Origin of the sequence: Anaerostipes amylophilus (genome assembly GCF_025567365.1) — a bacterium.
GTDB classification, from domain to species: domain Bacteria; phylum Bacillota; class Clostridia; order Lachnospirales; family Lachnospiraceae; genus Anaerostipes; species Anaerostipes amylophilus.
This window is the reverse complement of the sequence record NZ_JAOQJG010000007.1, coordinates 135341-154117: the sequence shown is the minus strand read 5'-3', so window position 1 is coordinate 154117 and position 18777 is coordinate 135341. Positions and strand designations below refer to the sequence as shown.

Genomic DNA, 18777 nt, shown 5'->3' with positions numbered 1-18777 from the left:
TAATATGAAGAAGAATAACAGAGAAACCGGGGCAAAGGCAGAAGCGATTGCCTGCTGGTTTTTAGGACAGCAAGGATATGATATTCTTGAACAAAACTTCTATACGAAAGTCGGAGAGATTGATATCATAGCAAAAGAAGGTCAAACATTGGTTTTTGTGGAAGTGAAATACAGAAAAGATGATAAAAAAGGATATCCGGCACAGGCTGTAGATCAAAGAAAACAGCAAAAGATTCGAAAGAGTGCAATGATTTATTTAAAGAAGAATCATTTATCCTTTGAACAGCAGATGCGTTTTGATGTAGTAGAGATTTTAGGAAAGAAGATCAGGGTGATAAAACATGCATTTTAAGAAATCAAATGACAATCAGTCTACGATATTACATGAAGGAAATGTTCCATATCTGACATTTAGGAAATTAGATCAAGCAGGAGTCAGACATGGATTTTCAACTCGGATAGGTGGAGTCAGTGAAGGGATGTTTGCAACACTGAATTTAAGCTATAACCGTTGTGATAAAAAGGAAGCCGTGGATGAAAATTTCAGGCGAATCGGGAAAGCAATTGGATTTGATCATACAAAACTTGTGTTTTCTAATCAGATCCATGAGACAAAAATCCATAAAGTAACAAAAGAAGACTGCGGAAAAGTCATGAAAGATATGGATGGTCTTGCAACAAATGAGCCAGGAATTCCGCTTTATACAGGATATGCAGATTGTGTTCCATTATTCTTTTATGATCCTGTAGAAAAGGTTGCAGCATTGGCACATTCTGGATGGAGAGGAACAGTTGGAAGGATCGGTGCCAAGATGGTACGATTTTTGGAAAGTGAATATGGATGCAAAAAAGAAAATATCGTTGCAGCGATCGGGCCATCAATTTGTCGAAGCTGCTATGAAGTCAGCGAGGATGTTGCAGAGAAATTTAAGAAAGAACTGACAGGACATGATGCAAAGGAATTTCTGGATGATAAAGGAAATGGAAAATATCAGTTAGATCTTTGGAAAGCAAATGAGATCATTTTAACAGAAGCAGGAATTCTTCCAGAGAATCTAGATATTACAGATATCTGCACATGCTGCAATCCGGACTTATTGTTTTCACATAGAGCAAGTCATGGAAAACGTGGGAATTTAGCAGCATTCATCGTATTATAATATGATATAAAAATAGTATTTTATTTTGTGAAATTCTTCACACTGGACGAATTTCATAAGATAAGGTATACTTAGAAACAGTACAGGTTTTTGAAACATTTAGAGAGGTATATAGATTATGAGTAAGCCGATCATTGCCATTGTAGGAAGACCCAATGTAGGAAAGTCTACATTGTTTAATGCACTGGCAGGAGAAAAAATTTCAATTGTAAAAGACACACCGGGAGTAACAAGAGACCGTATCTATGCAGATGTAACATGGTTAAACTACCAGTTTACATTGATTGATACAGGCGGTATTGAACCAGATAGCGGTGATCTGCTATTAAGTCATATGAGAGGACAGGCAGAGATCGCGATGGAAACAGCTGATGTAATCATCTTTCTTACAGACGTAAGACAGGGACTTGTTGATGCCGATTATCAGGTGGCAGATATGTTAAGACGATCTGGAAAACCAATTGTTTTAGCGGTCAACAAAGTAGATAATTATGAGAAATTCGTTCTGGATACTTATGAATTTTACAATCTGGGACTTGGAACGCCATTCCCAGTTTCAGCAAATTCTAAGATTGGATTTGGTGATCTGTTAGATGAAGTTCTTGTTCATTGTAATCCACAGGATGCAGATGAGAAAGAAGATGAGAGACCAAGAGTTGCAATTATCGGAAAACCAAACGCAGGAAAATCTTCTCTGATCAACAAGTTATTAGGAGAAGATCGTTTAATTGTTTCTGATATTGCTGGAACAACAAGAGATGCGATCGATACAACAGTGAAACGTAATGGAAAAGAATATGTATTCATCGATACAGCGGGACTTCGAAAGAAGGCCAGAGTGAAAGAAGATATTGAACGTTACAGTGTCATCCGTACTGTTGCAGCTGTAGAACGTTGCGATGTGGCAATCTTAGTTATTGATGCAGAAGAAGGAATTACAGAACAGGATGCCAAGATCGCAGGAATTGCACATGAACGCGGAAAAGGTATGATCATTGCGGTCAATAAATGGGATTTGATCGAGAAGAACGATAAGACAATTTACAAATTTACAAATCAGGTCAGAGAAGTACTATCTTATATGTCTTATGCAGAGCTTGTTTTCATTTCTGCGAAGACTGGACAGCGACTTCCTAAGATCTTTGATGTACTTGATATGGTTATCGAGAACCATGCATTACGTGTACAGACAGGAGTCTTAAACGAGATTCTTACAGAAGCGGTTGCTATGAAACAGCCACCATCAGACAAAGGAAAGAGATTAAAACTTTACTATATTACACAGGTTTCTGTGAAACCACCAACATTTGTTGTATTTATCAATGATCGTCAATTGATGCATTTTTCATACACAAGATATCTTGAAAATCAGATCCGTAATACATTTGGATTCAGAGGAACACCAATCCATATCATTGCGAGGGAAAGGAAGGAAAGATAATGGTAGTTTGTATTGTTGTGTGTATGATCGTCGGATATTTATTTGGGTGCATCCAGACAGGATATATTGTCGGGCGTGTAAACAAGATCGACATTAGAGATTACGGAAGTGGAAATTCCGGGACAACGAATACATTAAGAACCCTCGGAAAGACAGCAGCGATCATTACGTTTCTTGGAGATGCAGCCAAAGGACTTGTGGCAGTTAATCTTGCAAGATATGTGATCATGCCTGCATTTGGTGTAGAGGGAGAAGCTTATCTTTGGCTTTTGACAGGGTTTGCAGTAGTACTAGGACATAATTTTCCGTTTTACCTTGGATTTAAAGGTGGAAAAGGAATTGCAACAACAGGGGGAGTTATTTTTGCATTTCACTGGCAGCTTGGGTTGATCTGTGCAGCAGTATTTTTGATCATTACGATCATTTCAAAGTATGTATCATTGGGATCGATCTGCATGGTACTGATCATACCGTTTATTTTGTATTTTAACAATCCACAAGACTGGAAATTAGTCGTTGTTGGATGTATTTTTACGGCCATGGCAATCTGGCGCCATCGTGCAAATATTGTTCGTTTGATGAATGGTACTGAGAATAAATTAGGTCAGAAAGTAAAACGTTAGGAGGAACTAAGACTATGAAGAAAGTCAGCGTTATTGGTGCAGGAAGCTGGGGAAGCGCTCTTGCAGTGTTATTAGCAAATAATGGACATGAGGTGACTTTATGGACACATGATCCACATGAAATCGAGATGCTTTCTACAAAGAGAGAACAGCAGGAAAAATTACCAGGTGTAAAATTACCAGATAATATCGTAATTGAAGCAGATCTTGAAACAGCTTTAACAGATGAAGATGTTGTTGTTATGGCAGTTCCTTCACCAGTTGTTCGTACGGTCGCAAAACAGATGTCTCCTTTCGTGAAAGATGGGCAGATCATTGTGAATGTTGCAAAAGGTATTGAAGATGTTACATATAAGACATTATCTGATATCATCGAAGAAGAAATTCCAAATGCAGAAGTTTGCGTATTATCAGGACCTAGTCATGCAGAAGAAGTAGGAATAGGAATTCCTACAACGGTTGTAATTGGTGCAAAAAATAAAAAGACAGCAGAGATGCTTCAGGACGTATTTATGAATAAAGTATTCCGTGTATACACAAGTTCAGATATTATCGGAATCGAACTAGGAGGAGCATTAAAAAATGTTATCGCATTAGCAGCCGGAACAGTTGATGGTCTTGGATATGGAGACAATACAAAAGCAGCGTTAATGACAAGAGGAATTGCGGAGCTTACACGTCTTGGAGAAGCCATGGGAGGAAAGCCAGAGACATTCTCAGGACTTACAGGAGTTGGAGATTTAATCGTTACATGTACAAGTGTACATAGTCGAAATCGTAAAGCAGGATATTTAATGGGAAAAGGTATGACTGCCGATGAGGCCATGAAAGAAGTAAAAATGGTTGTAGAAGGTGTATATTCAGCCAAAGCAGCCCTTGGACTTGCAAAGAAGTGCAATGTATCTGTACCAATCGTGGAAGCAGTGAACAGAGTACTATTTGAAAATGCAGATCCAAAAGAGGAAGTTTCAAACTTACTCCTTCGTGAGAAAAAACAGGAACATACAAATCTGGAATGGGATTAATCAGATTTTATATAATATAAAAACATAAACATATACAAAACATAAAAACATGAAGGAAGGAAGACAACAATGGAATCATTTAGGGAAATGTCAAAAGAAGAGTTACAGGCGCAGGAAGTGGAAGTAAACAAAAAGTATCAGGAATTTAAAGATCTTGATCTTTCACTCAACATGGCAAGAGGAAAACCAGCACCAGACCAGATCGATCATGCAAATGGAATGCTTGAGACGATGACGGATTATCATGCAAAAGATGGCTTAGATGTGCGTAATTACGGAGTCCTTGATGGACTTCCAGAGATGAAAGAGATTTTCAGTGATCTGCTTGATATCCCAGCGAAGAATATCATCGTTGGAGGAAATGCAAGTCTGAATCTGATGTTTGATCAGATGATGAGACTGGTCGTATTTGGAACAGAAGGAGAAAAACCTTGGGGACAGCTTGAGAAAGTAAAATTCTTATGTCCAGCACCAGGATATGACAGACATTTCATGGTTACAGAAACATTAGGATTTGAACTGATCACAGTTGATATGACACCAGAAGGTCCAGATATGGATCAGGTAGAGAAATTAGTAGCAGAAGATGAAAGTATCAAAGGAATCTGGTGTGTACCAAAATATTCTAACCCACAGGGAATCTGCTACAGTGATGAGACAGTTGACCGTCTTGCTTCCATGAAGACAGCAGCCAAAGATTTCAGAATCTTCTGGGATAATGCATATGGAGTACATCCAATCTTTGAGGATGTGAAAGTTAAGAATATCTTAGATGCATGTAAAGAAGCAGGAAATGATAACAGAGCATACTATTTCTTCTCAACATCAAAGATTACATTCCCAGGTGCAGGAGTATCTATTATTGCATCTAGTGATGATAATATCGCAGAGATTAAGAAAGTTATGACAGCCCAGACAATCGGATATGACAAGATCAATCAGCTTCGTCATGTACAGTTCTTTAAGAATGCAGATGGAATCAGAAAACATATGCAGATTTTAGCAGACTGTTTAAAACCTAAATTTGAGACAGTTCTTAATACATTAGACAAAGAACTTGCTGGAAGCGGATTAATTTCATGGGAAAGTCCAAAGGGTGGATACTTTGTATCTGTAGATGTTCTTCCAGGATGTGCAAAGAGAGTGGTGGAACTTGCCAAAGAAGCAGGAGTTACATTAACTGGAGCAGGTGCTACATATCCATATAAGAAAGATCCAAAAGACAGTAACATCAGACTTGCACCTTCTTACCCTACAGTAGAAGAATTACAGCAGGCAATGGATCTGTTTTGTGTATGTGTAAAGAAAGCAGGAATTGAAAAACTGTTAGAACAGGCATAAGATTTATGCATCGTTAAGAAATATTATGAGGAGTATTCTTTATCAAAGATGATAAGGAGTATTCCTCATTTATTTTTGTAATGATATCATTTGATTTTGAAATACAAATTCAAAGATTGTATCTGTACAATTAACACGTTGATGTGATAAAATAAAAATGTTTATTCGTAAAACAACAAAAAAGGAGTTGATTACATGAAATTTACAAAGATGCACGGTTGTGGCAATGACTACGTATATGTAAACTGTTTAGAAGAAAAGATCAATAACCCGAATAAAGTGGCAAAATTTATCAGTGACCGGCATTTTGGAATTGGTTCTGATGGAATGATCTGTATCTGTCCGTCAGATAAGGCTGATTTTAGAATGGCCATGTATAACTCTGATGGTTCTGAAGGAGCCATGTGCGGAAATGGTGTCCGCTGTATTGCTAAATATGTCTATGATTATGGACTAACAGATAAAACGACGATCACGATCGAGACAAAGGGTGGAATCAAAGAATTAGACCTTACAGTAGAAGATGGCAAGGTTACATGGGTAAAGGTTGACATGGAAGCACCAATTACAGAAGCTTCTAAGATTCCAGCAATCTATGATGATCTTACAGAAGTGATCGATCAGCCAGTGATCGTTGATGGAAAAGAATATAATATCACATGTATTTCCATGGGAAATCCTCATGGAGTTGTATTTGTGGATTCTGTTGCAGATATTGACATTGAGAAGATCGGACCGAAGTTTGAGAATCATCCAATGTTTCCAGATCGCGTGAATACAGAATTTATCGAAGTAGTTGATGAGAATACAATTAAGATGCGTGTATGGGAGAGAGGTGCAGGAGAAACTCTTGCCTGCGGAACAGGAGCATGTGCAAGTGCTTATGCATCTTATTTAAATAAGAAAACAGGAAAGAAAGTCTTAGTACATCTCTTAGGTGGAGACCTTCAGATCGAATATGATGAAGAGAAAGATACGATCTTTATGACAGGACCAGCAACAACAGTATTTGATGGTGAGATCGATCTTACAGGAATTGACGATTAAGAGTAGAAAGACAGAAGAATTATTGGAGATAGAACATGATTTTAAAAGAATTATTAGAACGCTCAGAATATACCCTTGTACAGGGAAGTGAAGATGTAGAGATTTCTACATTAGTATATGATTCAAGAAAGATTGAAAAAGGCAGTGTATTTGTATGTATCAGTGGAGCAGCTTTTGATGGACATAAGTTTGCAGCACAGGCAGCAGAGCTTGGAGCAGCAGCGATCGTTGTAGAGAAAGATGTAGAAGTTCCAGAAAGTTTAACAGTGATCAAGTTTGATAACACAAGACTTGCATTAGCTGAAATGTCAGCAGCATACTTTGGATATCCGGCAGAAGAATTGACAACGATCGGAATCACAGGAACCAAAGGAAAGACAACAACAACATATATGATCCGTGCAGTCTTAGAACATGCAGGACAAAAGACAGGACTGATCGGAACGATTGAGACGATCATTGGAGATGAAAAAATTCCATCCGTCAATACAACACCAGAATCTTACATCGTACAGGAATCTTTCCGTAAGATGGCAGATGCAGGTCTTAAAAATGTTGTAATGGAAGTATCTTCACAGGCTTTGATGCTTCATCGAACAAGTGGATTTGAATTCGATTATGGAATTTTTACAAACCTTGCAGAAGACCATATTGGGGAAAATGAGCATAAAGATATGGATGATTATATTCATTGCAAGAGTTTACTATTCCAGCAGTGTAAGCAGGGAATCGTTAATGGAGATGATGATTATGTAGAAAGAATCATCAAAGACCATACATGTGCGATTGAAACTTATGGAATGAAAGATACAAATGATGTCTACGCAGAGAATATCACAAGAATTCAGGAACCTGGATATCTTGGAGTTGCGTATGATCTTAAGGGAAAACAGGAATATAACGTACATGTAGATATCCCTGGAGATTTTACAGTATATAATTCATTGGCAGCAATCTCTCTTTGCCGCCATATGGGAATTGTCAAAGAAGATGTATTATCTGCATTAAATACAATTCAGGTCAAAGGACGTTTAGAGATCATCAAGACTCCTGGAGATTATACATTAATGATCGACTATGCACATAACGCTATGAGTCTTGAAAGTCTTTTAACAACGATCCGTAAATATAATCCAAAGAAGATCTATTGCTTATTTGGATGTGGTGGAAACAGAGCAAAAGCAAGACGTTATGAGATGGGAGAAGTATCATCAAAACTTGCAGATCTTACTGTTGTAACATCTGATAATCCAAGAAATGAAGAACCAATGGATATCATCAATGATATTTTGATTGGTGTTCATAAAGCAGATGGAGAATATGTTACAATCCCAGACCGTAAAGAAGCAATCAAATATTGTATGGAACATGCCGGAGCAGGAGATATTATTATCCTTGCAGGAAAAGGACATGAAGATTATCAGGAGATCAAAGGTGTGAAACATCACATGGATGAGAGAGATTTGATTCAGGAAATCATCGAAGGAAGATAGAATATCTGCCTTTTAAAATATAAAGAAATAAAGGAGAATTACAAACGTGGAAGCAAGAATTTCAGGAACAACAAAATTATTTGGACTGATCGGTTCACCGGTTTCACATTCCGCATCACCAGCGATGCAGAATTACGGGTTTCAGGCATGCGGAGTCGATGGAGCTTATCTTGCCTTTGATATTAAAGAAGAGGAAGTACCAGAATTCATCAAATCCATGCGTCTGTTAAATATCCAGGGATGCAACGTTACAATGCCAAACAAGACAGCAGCAGCCCAGAATATGGACGAATTATCACCAGCAGCAGAACTGATCGGAGCTGTAAACACAATCGTAAACAGAGACGGAAAATTATACGGACATATCACAGATGGTGAAGGTTTTGTTGCAAACTTAAAAGATCATGGAATCAGCGTTGAAGGAAAAGATATCGTAATCTTTGGAGCAGGTGGAGCAGCAACAGCCATTCAGGTACAGTGTGCATTAGATGGAGCAAAATCTATCACAATTTTTAACCCAAGAGATCCATTTTTTGAAAGAGCCCAGAAGATGGTTGAGAAGATCAAAGCCAAAGTACCAGCATGTCAGGTGGAATTATATGATCTAGATGCAAAAGATACAATGCGCACAAAGATTGATGGAGCAGATATCTTAGTAAATGGAACATTGCTTGGAATGAAACCAAAAGAAGATACAACAGTGATCACAGATACAACAATGTTCCACGAAGGATTAGTTGTAGCAGACGTTGTATACAATCCAGAAGAAACAAGATTCTTAAGAGAAGCAAAAGAACATGGATGTATCACAGTTCCAGGAAAAGGAATGTTATTATGGCAGGGAGTTGCATCTTTTAAATTATTCACAGGAAAAGATATGCCTGTTGATGAAGTAAAAGAAAGATTCTTCCAGGGAGTATAAGATACATATTGGAATGTTACAAAAGACCAGATACGGTAAATATACTGTTTTCTGGTCTTTTTTTCTTAGAACCTTCATATACTTTATCAGTCTATGAAGGAGGAACTTATGGATCAGTTTAATGTATATAAAGATATGAAGGCAAGAACAAATGGGGAGATTTACATAGGGGTTGTTGGTCCGGTGCGTACAGGGAAAAGCACATTTATCAAGCGTTTTATGAACCTGATGGTATTACCCAATATCGAGGACGAGAATGACAGAAATCGTGCGAATGATGAACTTCCCCAGTCATCAAGCGGTAAAACAATCATGACAACTGAGCCGAAATTTGTCCCAAATGAAGCAGTTTCTATTAAAGTAGAAGATGGAATAGAATTAAATGTACGCCTCATTGATTGTGTAGGTTATATGGTAAAAGGTGCAACAGGTCATATGGAAGGAGAAGAAGAGAGACTTGTAAAAACACCATGGTTTGATTACGAGATTCCATTTACAAAGGCAGCAGCAATCGGGACAAAAAAAGTTATCACAGATCATTCTACGATCGGGGTGGTTGTAACGTGTGATGGGTCTTTTGGTGAAATTGATGCAAAGCAGTATGAACCTGCGGAAGAAGAGACGATCAACCAGCTAAAGGCTTTAAAGAAACCATTTGTAGTATTATTAAATACGATTCATCCATATTCAGAAAGTACAAAACAATTAGCAGAACAAAAAGAAGAAAAATATGGAACAAAAGTGTTGCCGATGAATTTGGAGCAAATGAAAAAAGATGATATCTACCAGTTTTTAAAGAGTATATTAATGGAATTTCCAATTTCATCGATCGGATTTTATGTTCCAAGATGGACGGAAATGTTAAAAAAAGATCATCCGTTAAAAATGGAATTACTAGAAATGGCTAGAGATGTCATTTCAAACAAAACAACGATGAAAGATATCTATGATGATGAAGATAAACAATACAAATACATAACAAGCCAGAAAATAGAATCGGTATCAATGGATAGTGGCGAAGTAATCATAACTGTAAAAGTGGGAGATTCCTATTATTATGATTTCTTAAGCGAAACTACGGGAATGGAAATTCACAATGAATATGAATTTATCCGGATCATGGGAGAACTTTCAAAGAAAAAGAAAGAATATGAAGAAGTCGGGGAAGCACTTGCAGCAGTTAAGCAGCGAGGATATGGAGTGGTAACACCAACGAAGGAAGAAATTGTATTAGAACAGCCGCAGATCGTAAAGCATGGTAACAAATATGGGGTAAAGATCAAAGCAAGTGCTCCATCCATTCATATGATCCGTGCCAATATTTCCACAGAAATCGCCCCAATTGTCGGAGAAGAATATCAGGCGAAAGATTTGATGGAGTATATTGAACAAGGTTCACAGACTCCGGGAGAGAGTATGTGGGATGTTAATATTTTTGGAAAAACGCTGGAACAGCTTGTCGGAGATGGCATGCAGACTAAGGCTTTAAAGATGACCGATGAAAGTCAGCAAAAGCTTCAGGATACAATGGAAAAGATCATCAATGAAAGTAATGGGGGTCTTGTATGCATCATTATTTAAGAACGTTGACAAACGGATAGAAAAAGAATATACTTTGATAGACAAAGTGTTTTTTTGATTCATAGAATTTAGCAAAATAAAGACGGATCAAAGATAGAAAAAGAAGCGATTAAGATAAGTGGAGTAATTATGTCTGTAAAAATATTAGGAACAGGAAGTTTTCTTCCAGAAAAATCAGTAAGCAACGATGACCTTTCCAAAGTAATGGATACAAGTGATGAATGGATCTCATCAAGAACAGGAATTCGAAGCAGGCACATTTCAATTGAAGATACAACCTCAACAATGGCAGTCAAAGCAGCAAAGAAAGCATTAGAGAATGCAGGGGTCAGCGCAGAAGAATTAGACCATATTTTTGTTGCAACGTTATCAGGAGATCATGCGACACCAAGTACATCCTGTCAGGTGCAGAAGGGAATCGGAGCGGTCAATGCAGTGTGCATGGATATCAATGCGGCATGTTCAGGATTTGTGTATGGATTGAATACAGCAATCGCATATGCAAGAGCAGGAATGGGCAAGAAGATGATGATCATCGGAGTTGAGACGCTTTCTAAGATTCTTGACTGGAGTGATCGAAGCACTTGTGTATTATTTGGGGATGGAGCAGGATGTGCGATCGTCGAAGCGGATGATTCAAGAGAGATTTACATTGATGTAGGGTCTGATGGAGCAAAAGGAGATGTCTTAACATGTGAGGAAAGACACCTTAACAACCTTCTTGTAAAAGATGATTCACCAATGCAGCAGGTTACTATGGATGGGCAGGAGGTATTTAAATTTGCAGTCCGTATGGTGCCAAAGAGTATTACAAAGGTGCTTGATCAAGCTGGAGTTGATAAAGAAGAAGTGAAATATTTTGTACTTCATCAGGCAAATCGAAGAATCATTGAGGCAGCGGCCAGAAGATTAAAACAGCCGATCGAAAAGTTTCCGATGAACGTAGATCGATGTGCCAATACATCATCTGCAACGGTGCCAATCCTTCTAGATGAGATGAACCAGAAAGGTATGTTAAATCGCGGAGATAAGATTGTTTTAAGCGGTTTTGGCGGAGGACTTACATGGGGATCTGTTTATCTTACATGGTAGGTGGATAACCAACAAGATACGAAAGAGAATAAAAATAGTCAGCTTACATAGAAAAATAAGAGTTGACTATTTTTTTATGTAAATATAATAGCAGGAATCCTGCAATGCAGGATTCTTTTTGAAGTTAAAATATGGTATAATGAGTGGATAAGTACAGGAGGGAATCGAATTAATGGAATTACAGTTATGGAGAGAAATGCTCACCCCATATGAGCTGGCAGTAGATGAACTTGTGTTAAAGTTTCGGCATATTATAAGAGAATACAGGAACGTCGGAAGATATTCACCGATCGAGCAGGTTGACGGACGTGTAAAATCAATTTCAAGTATCTTAGATAAGATGCAGAGAAAGAAGATTAATGTCAACGATGTGGAGAAGGAATTGGAAGATATTGCAGGAGTTCGACTGATCTGCCAGTTTGTGGAAGACATTGATAAAGTCTTGGAGATCATAGAGAGCCGTTCTGATATGGAGATCAAGAGCCACAAAGATTATATTTCACATTCCAAAGACAGTGGATATCGAAGCTATCATGTGATCATTTATTATGAAGTGAATACAATTTATGGGAAGAAACGAATTCAGGCAGAGATTCAGATCAGGACACTTGCGATGAATTTCTGGGCAACGGTAGAGCATTCATTACAGTATAAATATAAAGGAGATATTCCAAAACACGTAACAGATAAGCTTCTTGTGGCAGCAGATGCGATTGATGTCTTAGATCATGAGATGTCAACGGTTCGTGACGAGATCATGGACGCACAGAATTCGTTCCGTAAGAAATCAAATCTTGTATCAGAGATTCTTCATACGATGCAGAATTTATATAAAGTTGCAAATCGTCATGAAGTTTTAAAGATTCAGGATGAATTTTATAAAATATACGAGACAGGAGATATGGAACGCTTAGAGCATTTTAATAAGCAGTTAGATATCATTGCAGAAGGATATCGTGCTCAAAGCATTTCTTAGGAGAGATATGAAATTACCAGAATTATTTGAAGAGAAGATGAGACGCCTCTTAGGTGAGGACTTTGAAGAGTATGAGAAGCATTTAGATGATCCTGCATACTATGGAATCAGAGTGAATACATTAAAGATTTCTGTGGAGGATTTTTTAAAGATCTGTCCATTCAAAGTGACAAAAGTACCTTGGACAGACAATGGATTTTATGTAGACAGAGAAGAAAAACCATCCAAACACCCATATTATCATGCAGGACTTTATTATATTCAGGAGCCAAGTGCGATGACACCAGCTTCCTACTTACCAGTAGAGCCGGGAGATCGCGTACTTGATCTGTGTGGAGCACCAGGTGGAAAATCAACAGAACTTGGAGCAAAGTTAAATGGAGAAGGACTTTTAGTATCTAATGATGTCAGTATATCAAGAACGAAAGCATTGATTCGTAATATTGAGATGTTCGGGATCAGGAATGATATGATCCTTTGTACCGAAGCCAAATATTTAGTACCATCAATGACAGGTTTTTTTAATAAGATTTTAATTGATGCCCCATGTTCTGGGGAAGGAATGTTTCGAAAAGGAAATAATGAGATCAAGAACTGGCAGCAGAAAGGAAGCGAACCATATGCGAAGTTACAGCGAGAGATCGTTGATGATGCGATCAAGCTGTTAGCTCCAGGTGGTATGCTGTTATATTCTACCTGTACATTTTCTCCAGAAGAGAATGAACAGGTCATAGAATACCTTTTAGAGAAGAATGATGATCTTTCTTTAGTCCCAATGAAGATGTGTGAAGGTTTTGATCACGGACATCCGGAATGGACATTGATAGGAAGAGAAGATATCAAGCAGTGTATCCGATTATGGCCTCATAAGATCAAAGGAGAAGGTCATTTCCTTGCATTATTAAAGAAAGAAGATGGACCACAGCCAACATTCAAATATGAGAAGATCAAGAAAGTAAAACTTACTCCTGAGACAGAAGAATTCTTTAAAAACTGTAAGATGGATATCGACTGGAGTCATGTCAGGGAGCATCAAGGCAAGTTATTTTATTTAAAAGAAGATATTCCAGAGATGAAAAAGGTCAGAGTTCTAAGAAAGGGTCTCTACCTAGGAGAGATGAAGAAAGGTCGATTTGAGCCAAGTCAGTCATTTGCGGTGGCACTTTCAGCAGATGAATATAAGCCATATCTTTCTTTTGATATCAACGATGAGAATACCATAAAATATTTAAAATGCGAGACATTAGATGTTGATACAGCAACCGAAGGAATCCATCTGATAGGGACAAATGAATTCCCATTAGGATGGGCAAAGATCAAAAAAGGACGACTGAAGAACAAATATTCTTCCAGCTGGAGATGGTTATAATGGCAAAGAAAACCAGGTTAGACAAATTTTTATGTGACAGTTTAAATATCACAAGAAAAGAAGCAAAAGAAGCGATCAAAAAAGGAAAAGTTACGATCAATGGGGAAATAGTGAAGAAACCAGAAAGTAAACTGGATGCAGAGGATGATCAAGTGGAATTAGAACATCAGCCGGTTATATTTGAACAGTTTCATTATCTGATGCTTCATAAACCGCAAGGTGTTGTCTCTGCGACAAAGGACGATCATGATAAGACAGTGCTTGATCTGATACATGAAAACTTTAAAGATAAGCTGTTTCCAGTTGGCAGACTCGATAAGGATACCGAAGGATTACTAATTCTCACTGATGATGGGATGCTTGCACACGAGCTGCTTTCTCCAAAGAAACATGTAGATAAGGTATATTTTGCAAAAGTATCTGGAAGCTTTACAGACGAAGAAGTTAAAAAATTTCAGGAAGGTTTGGATATTGGCAATGGAGAGAAATCAAAGGAAGCAGATCTTGAGATACTGACAGCAGGAGAAGATCAGTCAGAAGTTTTGATCACGATCACAGAAGGAAAGTTTCATCAGGTAAAACGTATGGTAAAAGCGGTTGGAAGTGAAGTTTTATACCTAAAGAGATTATCTATGGGATCTTTAAAGTTAGATGAAAAATTAGAACTTGGAACGTACAGAAGATTAAGCGAGACAGAGTTACAAGAACTAAAGGAGCATACAAATGTTAGAAAATAAAAAGGCAGTGATCTTTGATCTGGATGGAACATTAGTAGATTCCATGTGGATCTGGAGAGAGATCGATATCCGTTTTCTTGGAAAGTATGGGTTACAGGTGCCGGAAGGTTTAAATGATGAGTTGGAAGGTTACAGTTTCCATGAGACAGCAGTATATTTTAAGAAGCGATTTGAACTGCCTCTTACGATTGAAGAGATTATGGAGACATGGAATCATATGGCTTCTGAAATCTATGTGAATGAAATTCCATTAAAAGATGGAGTCCAAGATTTTATTTCGTTATTAAAAGAACGAGATATGAAGCTTGCGATTGCAACAAGTAATTCCAGAAAATTAGCGAAAGACTGTTTAAGAGCAAATGGCATTCTGGATGCGTTTGATTATATTTGTACATCTGATGAAGTCCCAAGAGGAAAACCAGAACCAGATGTGTATCTTCATGCGGCGAAGATGATCGATACCAAGCCAGAACATGCATTGGTATTTGAAGATATTCCATATGGACTGCTTGCCGGGAAACGTGCGGGGATGGAAGTCTGTGCGGTAAAAGATTCATATTCTGAACGTGCGGTCAAAGAAAAGCGAGAGATAGCAGATTACTATATTGATACATATTATGACATATTAAATGGGACCTACGAGACATTAAAGAAATAACAAAGGTCAAGAGAAAGGGTGATCATATGAGAGATATTGCACTAGTAACTGGAGCATCCTCAGGAATAGGGAAAGAATTTGTTAGACAGATCGCAAAGAAATACAAGGGATTCGATGAAATCTGGGTGATCGCAAGAAGAAAAGACAAACTAAGAGAACTAAAAAAAGAGATTATTGGAACAAGAGTTAGGATTCTTCCATTAGATCTTATGAAAGAAGAAAGTTTTGAACGTCTTAGAAAGGTTCTTGCAAAAGAACGTCCTACTGTAAGAATTCTAGTAAATGCTTCAGGATTTGGAATTTCTGGTTCTTTTGAGCATCAGACAGAAGAAGATGCAGCAGGAATGATTCGTTTAAATTGTGAAGCATTGACAAGAGTTACCTACTTGGTACTTCCATATGTAAGCAGAGGATCTTTTATTTATCAGATGGCATCTTCTGCAGGATTTGCACCACAGCCTGATTTCACAGTTTACGCAGCAACAAAAGCATATGCAAAAAGTTTTTCTATTGCTCTTAGACAGGAGCTATCAGGACAGGAAGTTAAAGTCATAGCGGTATGTCCTGGACCAGTGAAGACGGAATTCTTTGATCGTGCATATGAGCAGGAAGAGATGAAGTTTTATAAGAAATTTGCTATGGCAGACCCAAAGAGGGTTGTAAGTAAAGCAATCCGTGATGCAAGGAAGAATAAAGCAGTATCTGTCTATGGATTTACAATGAAAACAACAAGGATCATCTGTAAGATCTTACCCGGAAAATGGATTGCCAAAATCATGGGTTAGAAGGATAAAAAATGAGAGAATTAAACATAACAGCAAGAGAGGAAGGACAAAGACTTGACAAGATCCTCTCGAAATATTTAAATAAAGCACCGAAAAGTTTTTTGTATAAAATGCTTCGAAAAAAAAATATCAAATTAAATGGAAAAAAGGCAACTGGAAATGAAAAATTATCTAAAGGAGATCAGGTCTGCATCTATCTTGCAGAAGATACAATCAGTAAATTTAGGGAAGAAGTAAGGGCTGGAAAACAAAAACTGAAACTTGATATTTTGTACGAAGATGACAATGTTATTATGGTAAATAAACCATGGGGAATCTTATCCCAGAAATCAAAATCAGAAGATATATCGATTAACGATCAGATCATCCCATATGCAGTGAATCAAGGATTGATCAGTGAAAAAGAATTACAAGTAGTCAAACCGTCCATTTGTAATCGTCTTGATCGTAATACAACAGGCATCATCATCTGTGGAATTTCAATGGAAGGACTGCAGACAATGGCAGAGATGTTAAAGAATCGAGATATGGAGAAGTATTATCTTTGTATTGTGAAAGGGAAACTTAACAAACCACAGAAAGTTAGTGCATATTTAAGAAAAGATGAGAAAACAAACAAAGTAACAGTTTCAAAGCAAGAGATTTTCGGCGGAAATCATATTGAAACGGCTTATGAACCTGTAATCTCAAATGATGAATTTACACTATTAAAGGTAAAACTTATCACAGGAAAGACACATCAGATTCGTGCCCACCTTGCAAGTATCGGACATCCACTGATCGGTGATTTCAAATACGGAGATAGAAAGATCAATCAGCAGATGAAGCAAAGATTTGGATTAAAAGACCAGTTGCTTCATTGTCAGGAAATCGTGTTCCCGAAACATATGAAAACATGTAGTAATCTTTCAGGAAAGAGAATTCAGGCACCGCTTCCCAAAAGATTTGAAACGATCAAACAGGAATTATTTGGGAGAGATTTATAATGGCGGAAGATAAATGGAATGTAAAAGGTCTTAGAGGTTCTGTACTGGAAGAATTGATCAATTATACAAATGAAAAATACCGCCAGCAAAAACTTGCGCTAGTGCAAAAAATACCGACATCGATCAAACCAGTAAGGTTCGATAAAACAAAACGTCATATCACACTTGCTTATTTTGATCAGAAAAGTACAGTCGATTACATAGGAGTTGTGCAGGGGATCCCTATCTGTTTTGATGCAAAGGAATGTGCAAAAGACGTATTTCCACTTCAGAACATTCATGAACATCAGGTAGAGTTTATGCGGCAGTACGAAGAGCAGGGCGGCATTAGTTTTTTATTGATCTATTTTACATCAAGACATGTCTGTTATTATATGTCATTTCAGGAGATGATGAAATACTGGAATCGTGCAAAAGAGGGCGGAGTCAAGCATTTTAAATATGAAGAATTAGATATTGGATTTTTTGTTCCATTAAAGCATGGAATGATCCTTCATTATCTGGAATGTCTGCAGAAAGTTCTGAAACAAAAAGATCAGCAAGATTCGTGTCGAAAAGATTGACGAAAAGCTAAATTTTGCGTATAATATAACATTGACGAAAAAGAAAACCTGTGGATGTTGGCCACAGAGTAGAAAAGGATAGATTTTATGATCAGAAGCATGACAGGATTTGGACATGGGGAAGTGTCCAATGACAAGAATCAGAAAGTCACAGTGGAGATGAAATCCGTCAACCACAGATATTGTGATATTTCATTAAAACTTCCCAAGAAATTAGCCATGTTTGAGGCAAATATCCGTAATATCATGAAAGAATATGCGAGTCGTGGAAAGATTGACATTTATGTATCATATGAAGATCTTTCAGAGACAGCAGTAAGCCTTCATTATAATCAGGCAATGGCAGCAGAATATATGCAGGTATTTAAGAAGATGCAGGAAGATTTTGGTATTGAGACAAAGATCACTGCGGAAGCACTTGCTAAGTATCCAGAAGTTGTAACACTTGAAGAAGTGCAGCAAGATGAAGAAGTATGGTGGGAGCTGTTAGAAGCTGCATTAAGACAGGCTGCCGAGAAATTTGTAGAGACAAGAACGATCGAAGGAGCAAATCTTAAGAAAGATCTGCTTGGAAAACTAGATCAGATGGCAGCAGATGTGGCATTTATTGAGAGACGTTCTCCACAGATCATTGCTGAATATAGAGCAAAATTAGAAGAGAAAGTGAAAGAATTTTTAGAAGACTCAGCAATTGAAGAAAACAGGATTGCGGCAGAAGTTACATTATATGCAGATAAGATTGCTGTTGATGAAGAGATTGTAAGACTTCAAAGTCATATCAGTTCTATGACAGATGTGCTGGAAAGTGATGAAAGTATTGGAAGAAAGCTTGATTTCATGGCACAGGAGATGAACAGAGAAGCGAATACGATCTTATCAAAGTCAAGTGATGTTGATCTTGCAGATCATGCAATTGAACTGAAGACAAATGTTGAGAAAGTAAGAGAACAGATTCAGAACATAGAGTAAGATAAGAAG

At 37.6% G+C, this 18777-nt stretch carries 19 protein-coding genes; all 19 read left to right on the top strand.

Annotation, left to right across the window (positions count from 1 at the left end):
- Positions 1 to 4 precede the first annotated feature (4 nt).
- A complete protein-coding gene (locus OCV53_RS10995) occupies positions 5 to 352 on the top strand; it encodes a YraN family protein (protein ID WP_022374271.1) in 348 nt (115 codons plus the stop codon).
- Positions 342 to 1160 carry a peptidoglycan editing factor PgeF gene (pgeF, locus tag OCV53_RS10990; RefSeq protein WP_022374272.1) on the top strand — a complete coding sequence of 273 codons (819 nt, stop codon included), beginning with the start codon at positions 342 to 344 and terminating at the stop codon, positions 1158 to 1160. Before OCV53_RS10995 ends, pgeF begins: the two co-directional genes overlap by 11 nt.
- Before the next feature lie 118 nt (positions 1161 to 1278).
- Complete coding sequence (gene der, locus OCV53_RS10985; RefSeq protein ID WP_008393643.1) at positions 1279 to 2601, top strand: ribosome biogenesis GTPase Der; 1323 nt, start codon at positions 1279 to 1281, stop codon at positions 2599 to 2601.
- Positions 2601 to 3224 (top strand): glycerol-3-phosphate 1-O-acyltransferase PlsY, encoded by a 624-nt coding sequence (gene plsY / locus OCV53_RS10980; RefSeq protein ID WP_022374273.1) that lies wholly within the window; start codon positions 2601 to 2603, stop codon positions 3222 to 3224. The genes der and plsY overlap by 1 nt, the downstream gene beginning before the upstream one ends.
- 14 nt (positions 3225 to 3238) lie before the next feature.
- Complete coding sequence (locus OCV53_RS10975) at positions 3239 to 4249, top strand: NAD(P)H-dependent glycerol-3-phosphate dehydrogenase (RefSeq protein WP_055198290.1); 1011 nt, start codon at positions 3239 to 3241, stop codon at positions 4247 to 4249.
- A 69-nt stretch (positions 4250 to 4318) separates the two neighbouring features.
- Positions 4319 to 5590, top strand: a complete 1272-nt coding sequence (locus tag OCV53_RS10970) for an aspartate aminotransferase type Ic (RefSeq protein ID WP_055198288.1) — start codon at positions 4319 to 4321, stop codon at positions 5588 to 5590.
- A gap of 195 nt (positions 5591 to 5785) precedes the next feature.
- Entirely contained in the window at positions 5786 to 6637 is an 852-nt protein-coding gene (dapF, locus tag OCV53_RS10965; protein ID WP_022374276.1) for a diaminopimelate epimerase, read from the top strand.
- Positions 6638 to 6672: 35 nt separating this feature from the next.
- Positions 6673 to 8130, top strand: coding sequence for a UDP-N-acetylmuramoyl-L-alanyl-D-glutamate--2,6-diaminopimelate ligase (locus OCV53_RS10960; RefSeq protein ID WP_055198286.1), 1458 nt, complete (start codon positions 6673 to 6675; stop codon positions 8128 to 8130).
- Between the two features lie 46 nt (positions 8131 to 8176).
- Positions 8177 to 9052 carry a shikimate dehydrogenase gene (locus OCV53_RS10955; RefSeq protein WP_055198284.1) on the top strand — a complete coding sequence of 292 codons (876 nt, stop codon included), beginning with the start codon at positions 8177 to 8179 and terminating at the stop codon, positions 9050 to 9052.
- Between the two features lie 108 nt (positions 9053 to 9160).
- Positions 9161 to 10633: a stage IV sporulation protein A gene (gene spoIVA, locus OCV53_RS10950; protein WP_022374964.1), complete on the top strand. Its 1473-nt coding sequence runs from the start codon at positions 9161 to 9163 to the stop codon at positions 10631 to 10633.
- 129 nt (positions 10634 to 10762) lie between these two features.
- The gene (locus tag OCV53_RS10945; RefSeq protein ID WP_055198282.1) at positions 10763 to 11725 is read left to right on the top strand and encodes a beta-ketoacyl-ACP synthase III; all 963 of its coding nucleotides are present in this window, start codon (positions 10763 to 10765) and stop codon (positions 11723 to 11725) included.
- Positions 11726 to 11897: 172 nt separating this feature from the next.
- Entirely contained in the window at positions 11898 to 12701 is an 804-nt protein-coding gene (locus OCV53_RS10940; RefSeq protein ID WP_022374962.1) for a GTP pyrophosphokinase, read from the top strand.
- A 7-nt stretch (positions 12702 to 12708) separates the two neighbouring features.
- Complete coding sequence (locus OCV53_RS10935) at positions 12709 to 14070, top strand: RsmF rRNA methyltransferase first C-terminal domain-containing protein (RefSeq protein WP_055198279.1); 1362 nt, start codon at positions 12709 to 12711, stop codon at positions 14068 to 14070.
- Entirely contained in the window at positions 14061 to 14807 is a 747-nt protein-coding gene (locus OCV53_RS10930; protein ID WP_055198277.1) for a pseudouridine synthase, read from the top strand. Before OCV53_RS10935 ends, OCV53_RS10930 begins: the two co-directional genes overlap by 10 nt.
- A complete protein-coding gene (locus tag OCV53_RS10925; RefSeq protein ID WP_055198275.1) occupies positions 14794 to 15465 on the top strand; it encodes an HAD family hydrolase in 672 nt (223 codons plus the stop codon). The genes OCV53_RS10930 and OCV53_RS10925 overlap by 14 nt, the downstream gene beginning before the upstream one ends.
- Positions 15466 to 15491: 26 nt before the next feature.
- Positions 15492 to 16250, top strand: coding sequence for an SDR family NAD(P)-dependent oxidoreductase (locus OCV53_RS10920; RefSeq protein ID WP_055198273.1), 759 nt, complete (start codon positions 15492 to 15494; stop codon positions 16248 to 16250).
- Positions 16251 to 16261: 11 nt separating this feature from the next.
- Positions 16262 to 17236 carry an RluA family pseudouridine synthase gene (locus OCV53_RS10915; RefSeq protein ID WP_055198271.1) on the top strand — a complete coding sequence of 325 codons (975 nt, stop codon included), beginning with the start codon at positions 16262 to 16264 and terminating at the stop codon, positions 17234 to 17236.
- Positions 17236 to 17799 carry a Holliday junction resolvase RecU gene (locus OCV53_RS10910; RefSeq protein ID WP_055198269.1) on the top strand — a complete coding sequence of 188 codons (564 nt, stop codon included), beginning with the start codon at positions 17236 to 17238 and terminating at the stop codon, positions 17797 to 17799. Before OCV53_RS10915 ends, OCV53_RS10910 begins: the two co-directional genes overlap by 1 nt.
- An 87-nt stretch (positions 17800 to 17886) precedes the next feature.
- Positions 17887 to 18768 (top strand): YicC/YloC family endoribonuclease, encoded by an 882-nt coding sequence (locus OCV53_RS10905; protein WP_022374955.1) that lies wholly within the window; start codon positions 17887 to 17889, stop codon positions 18766 to 18768.
- The last annotated feature ends 9 nt before the right edge of the window (positions 18769 to 18777 follow it).

Bases quoted from the DNA above. Each gene is read 5' to 3' on its own strand.
- OCV53_RS10995 (WP_022374271.1), top strand. From the start codon at position 5: ATGAAGAAGAATAACAGAGAAACCGGGGCAAAGGCAGAAGCGATTGCC.
- pgeF (WP_022374272.1), top strand. From the start codon at position 342: ATGCATTTTAAGAAATCAAATGACAATCAGTCTACGATATTACATGAA.
- der (WP_008393643.1), top strand. From the start codon at position 1,279: ATGAGTAAGCCGATCATTGCCATTGTAGGAAGACCCAATGTAGGAAAG.
- plsY (WP_022374273.1), top strand. From the start codon at position 2,601: ATGGTAGTTTGTATTGTTGTGTGTATGATCGTCGGATATTTATTTGGG.
- OCV53_RS10975 (WP_055198290.1), top strand. From the start codon at position 3,239: ATGAAGAAAGTCAGCGTTATTGGTGCAGGAAGCTGGGGAAGCGCTCTT.
- OCV53_RS10970 (WP_055198288.1), top strand. From the start codon at position 4,319: ATGGAATCATTTAGGGAAATGTCAAAAGAAGAGTTACAGGCGCAGGAA.
- dapF (WP_022374276.1), top strand. From the start codon at position 5,786: ATGAAATTTACAAAGATGCACGGTTGTGGCAATGACTACGTATATGTA.
- OCV53_RS10960 (WP_055198286.1), top strand. From the start codon at position 6,673: ATGATTTTAAAAGAATTATTAGAACGCTCAGAATATACCCTTGTACAG.
- spoIVA (WP_022374964.1), top strand. From the start codon at position 9,161: ATGGATCAGTTTAATGTATATAAAGATATGAAGGCAAGAACAAATGGG.
- OCV53_RS10945 (WP_055198282.1), top strand. From the start codon at position 10,763: ATGTCTGTAAAAATATTAGGAACAGGAAGTTTTCTTCCAGAAAAATCA.
- OCV53_RS10940 (WP_022374962.1), top strand. From the start codon at position 11,898: ATGGAATTACAGTTATGGAGAGAAATGCTCACCCCATATGAGCTGGCA.
- OCV53_RS10935 (WP_055198279.1), top strand. From the start codon at position 12,709: ATGAAATTACCAGAATTATTTGAAGAGAAGATGAGACGCCTCTTAGGT.
- OCV53_RS10930 (WP_055198277.1), top strand. From the start codon at position 14,061: ATGGTTATAATGGCAAAGAAAACCAGGTTAGACAAATTTTTATGTGAC.
- OCV53_RS10925 (WP_055198275.1), top strand. From the start codon at position 14,794: ATGTTAGAAAATAAAAAGGCAGTGATCTTTGATCTGGATGGAACATTA.
- OCV53_RS10920 (WP_055198273.1), top strand. From the start codon at position 15,492: ATGAGAGATATTGCACTAGTAACTGGAGCATCCTCAGGAATAGGGAAA.
- OCV53_RS10915 (WP_055198271.1), top strand. From the start codon at position 16,262: ATGAGAGAATTAAACATAACAGCAAGAGAGGAAGGACAAAGACTTGAC.
- OCV53_RS10910 (WP_055198269.1), top strand. From the start codon at position 17,236: ATGGCGGAAGATAAATGGAATGTAAAAGGTCTTAGAGGTTCTGTACTG.
- OCV53_RS10905 (WP_022374955.1), top strand. From the start codon at position 17,887: ATGATCAGAAGCATGACAGGATTTGGACATGGGGAAGTGTCCAATGAC.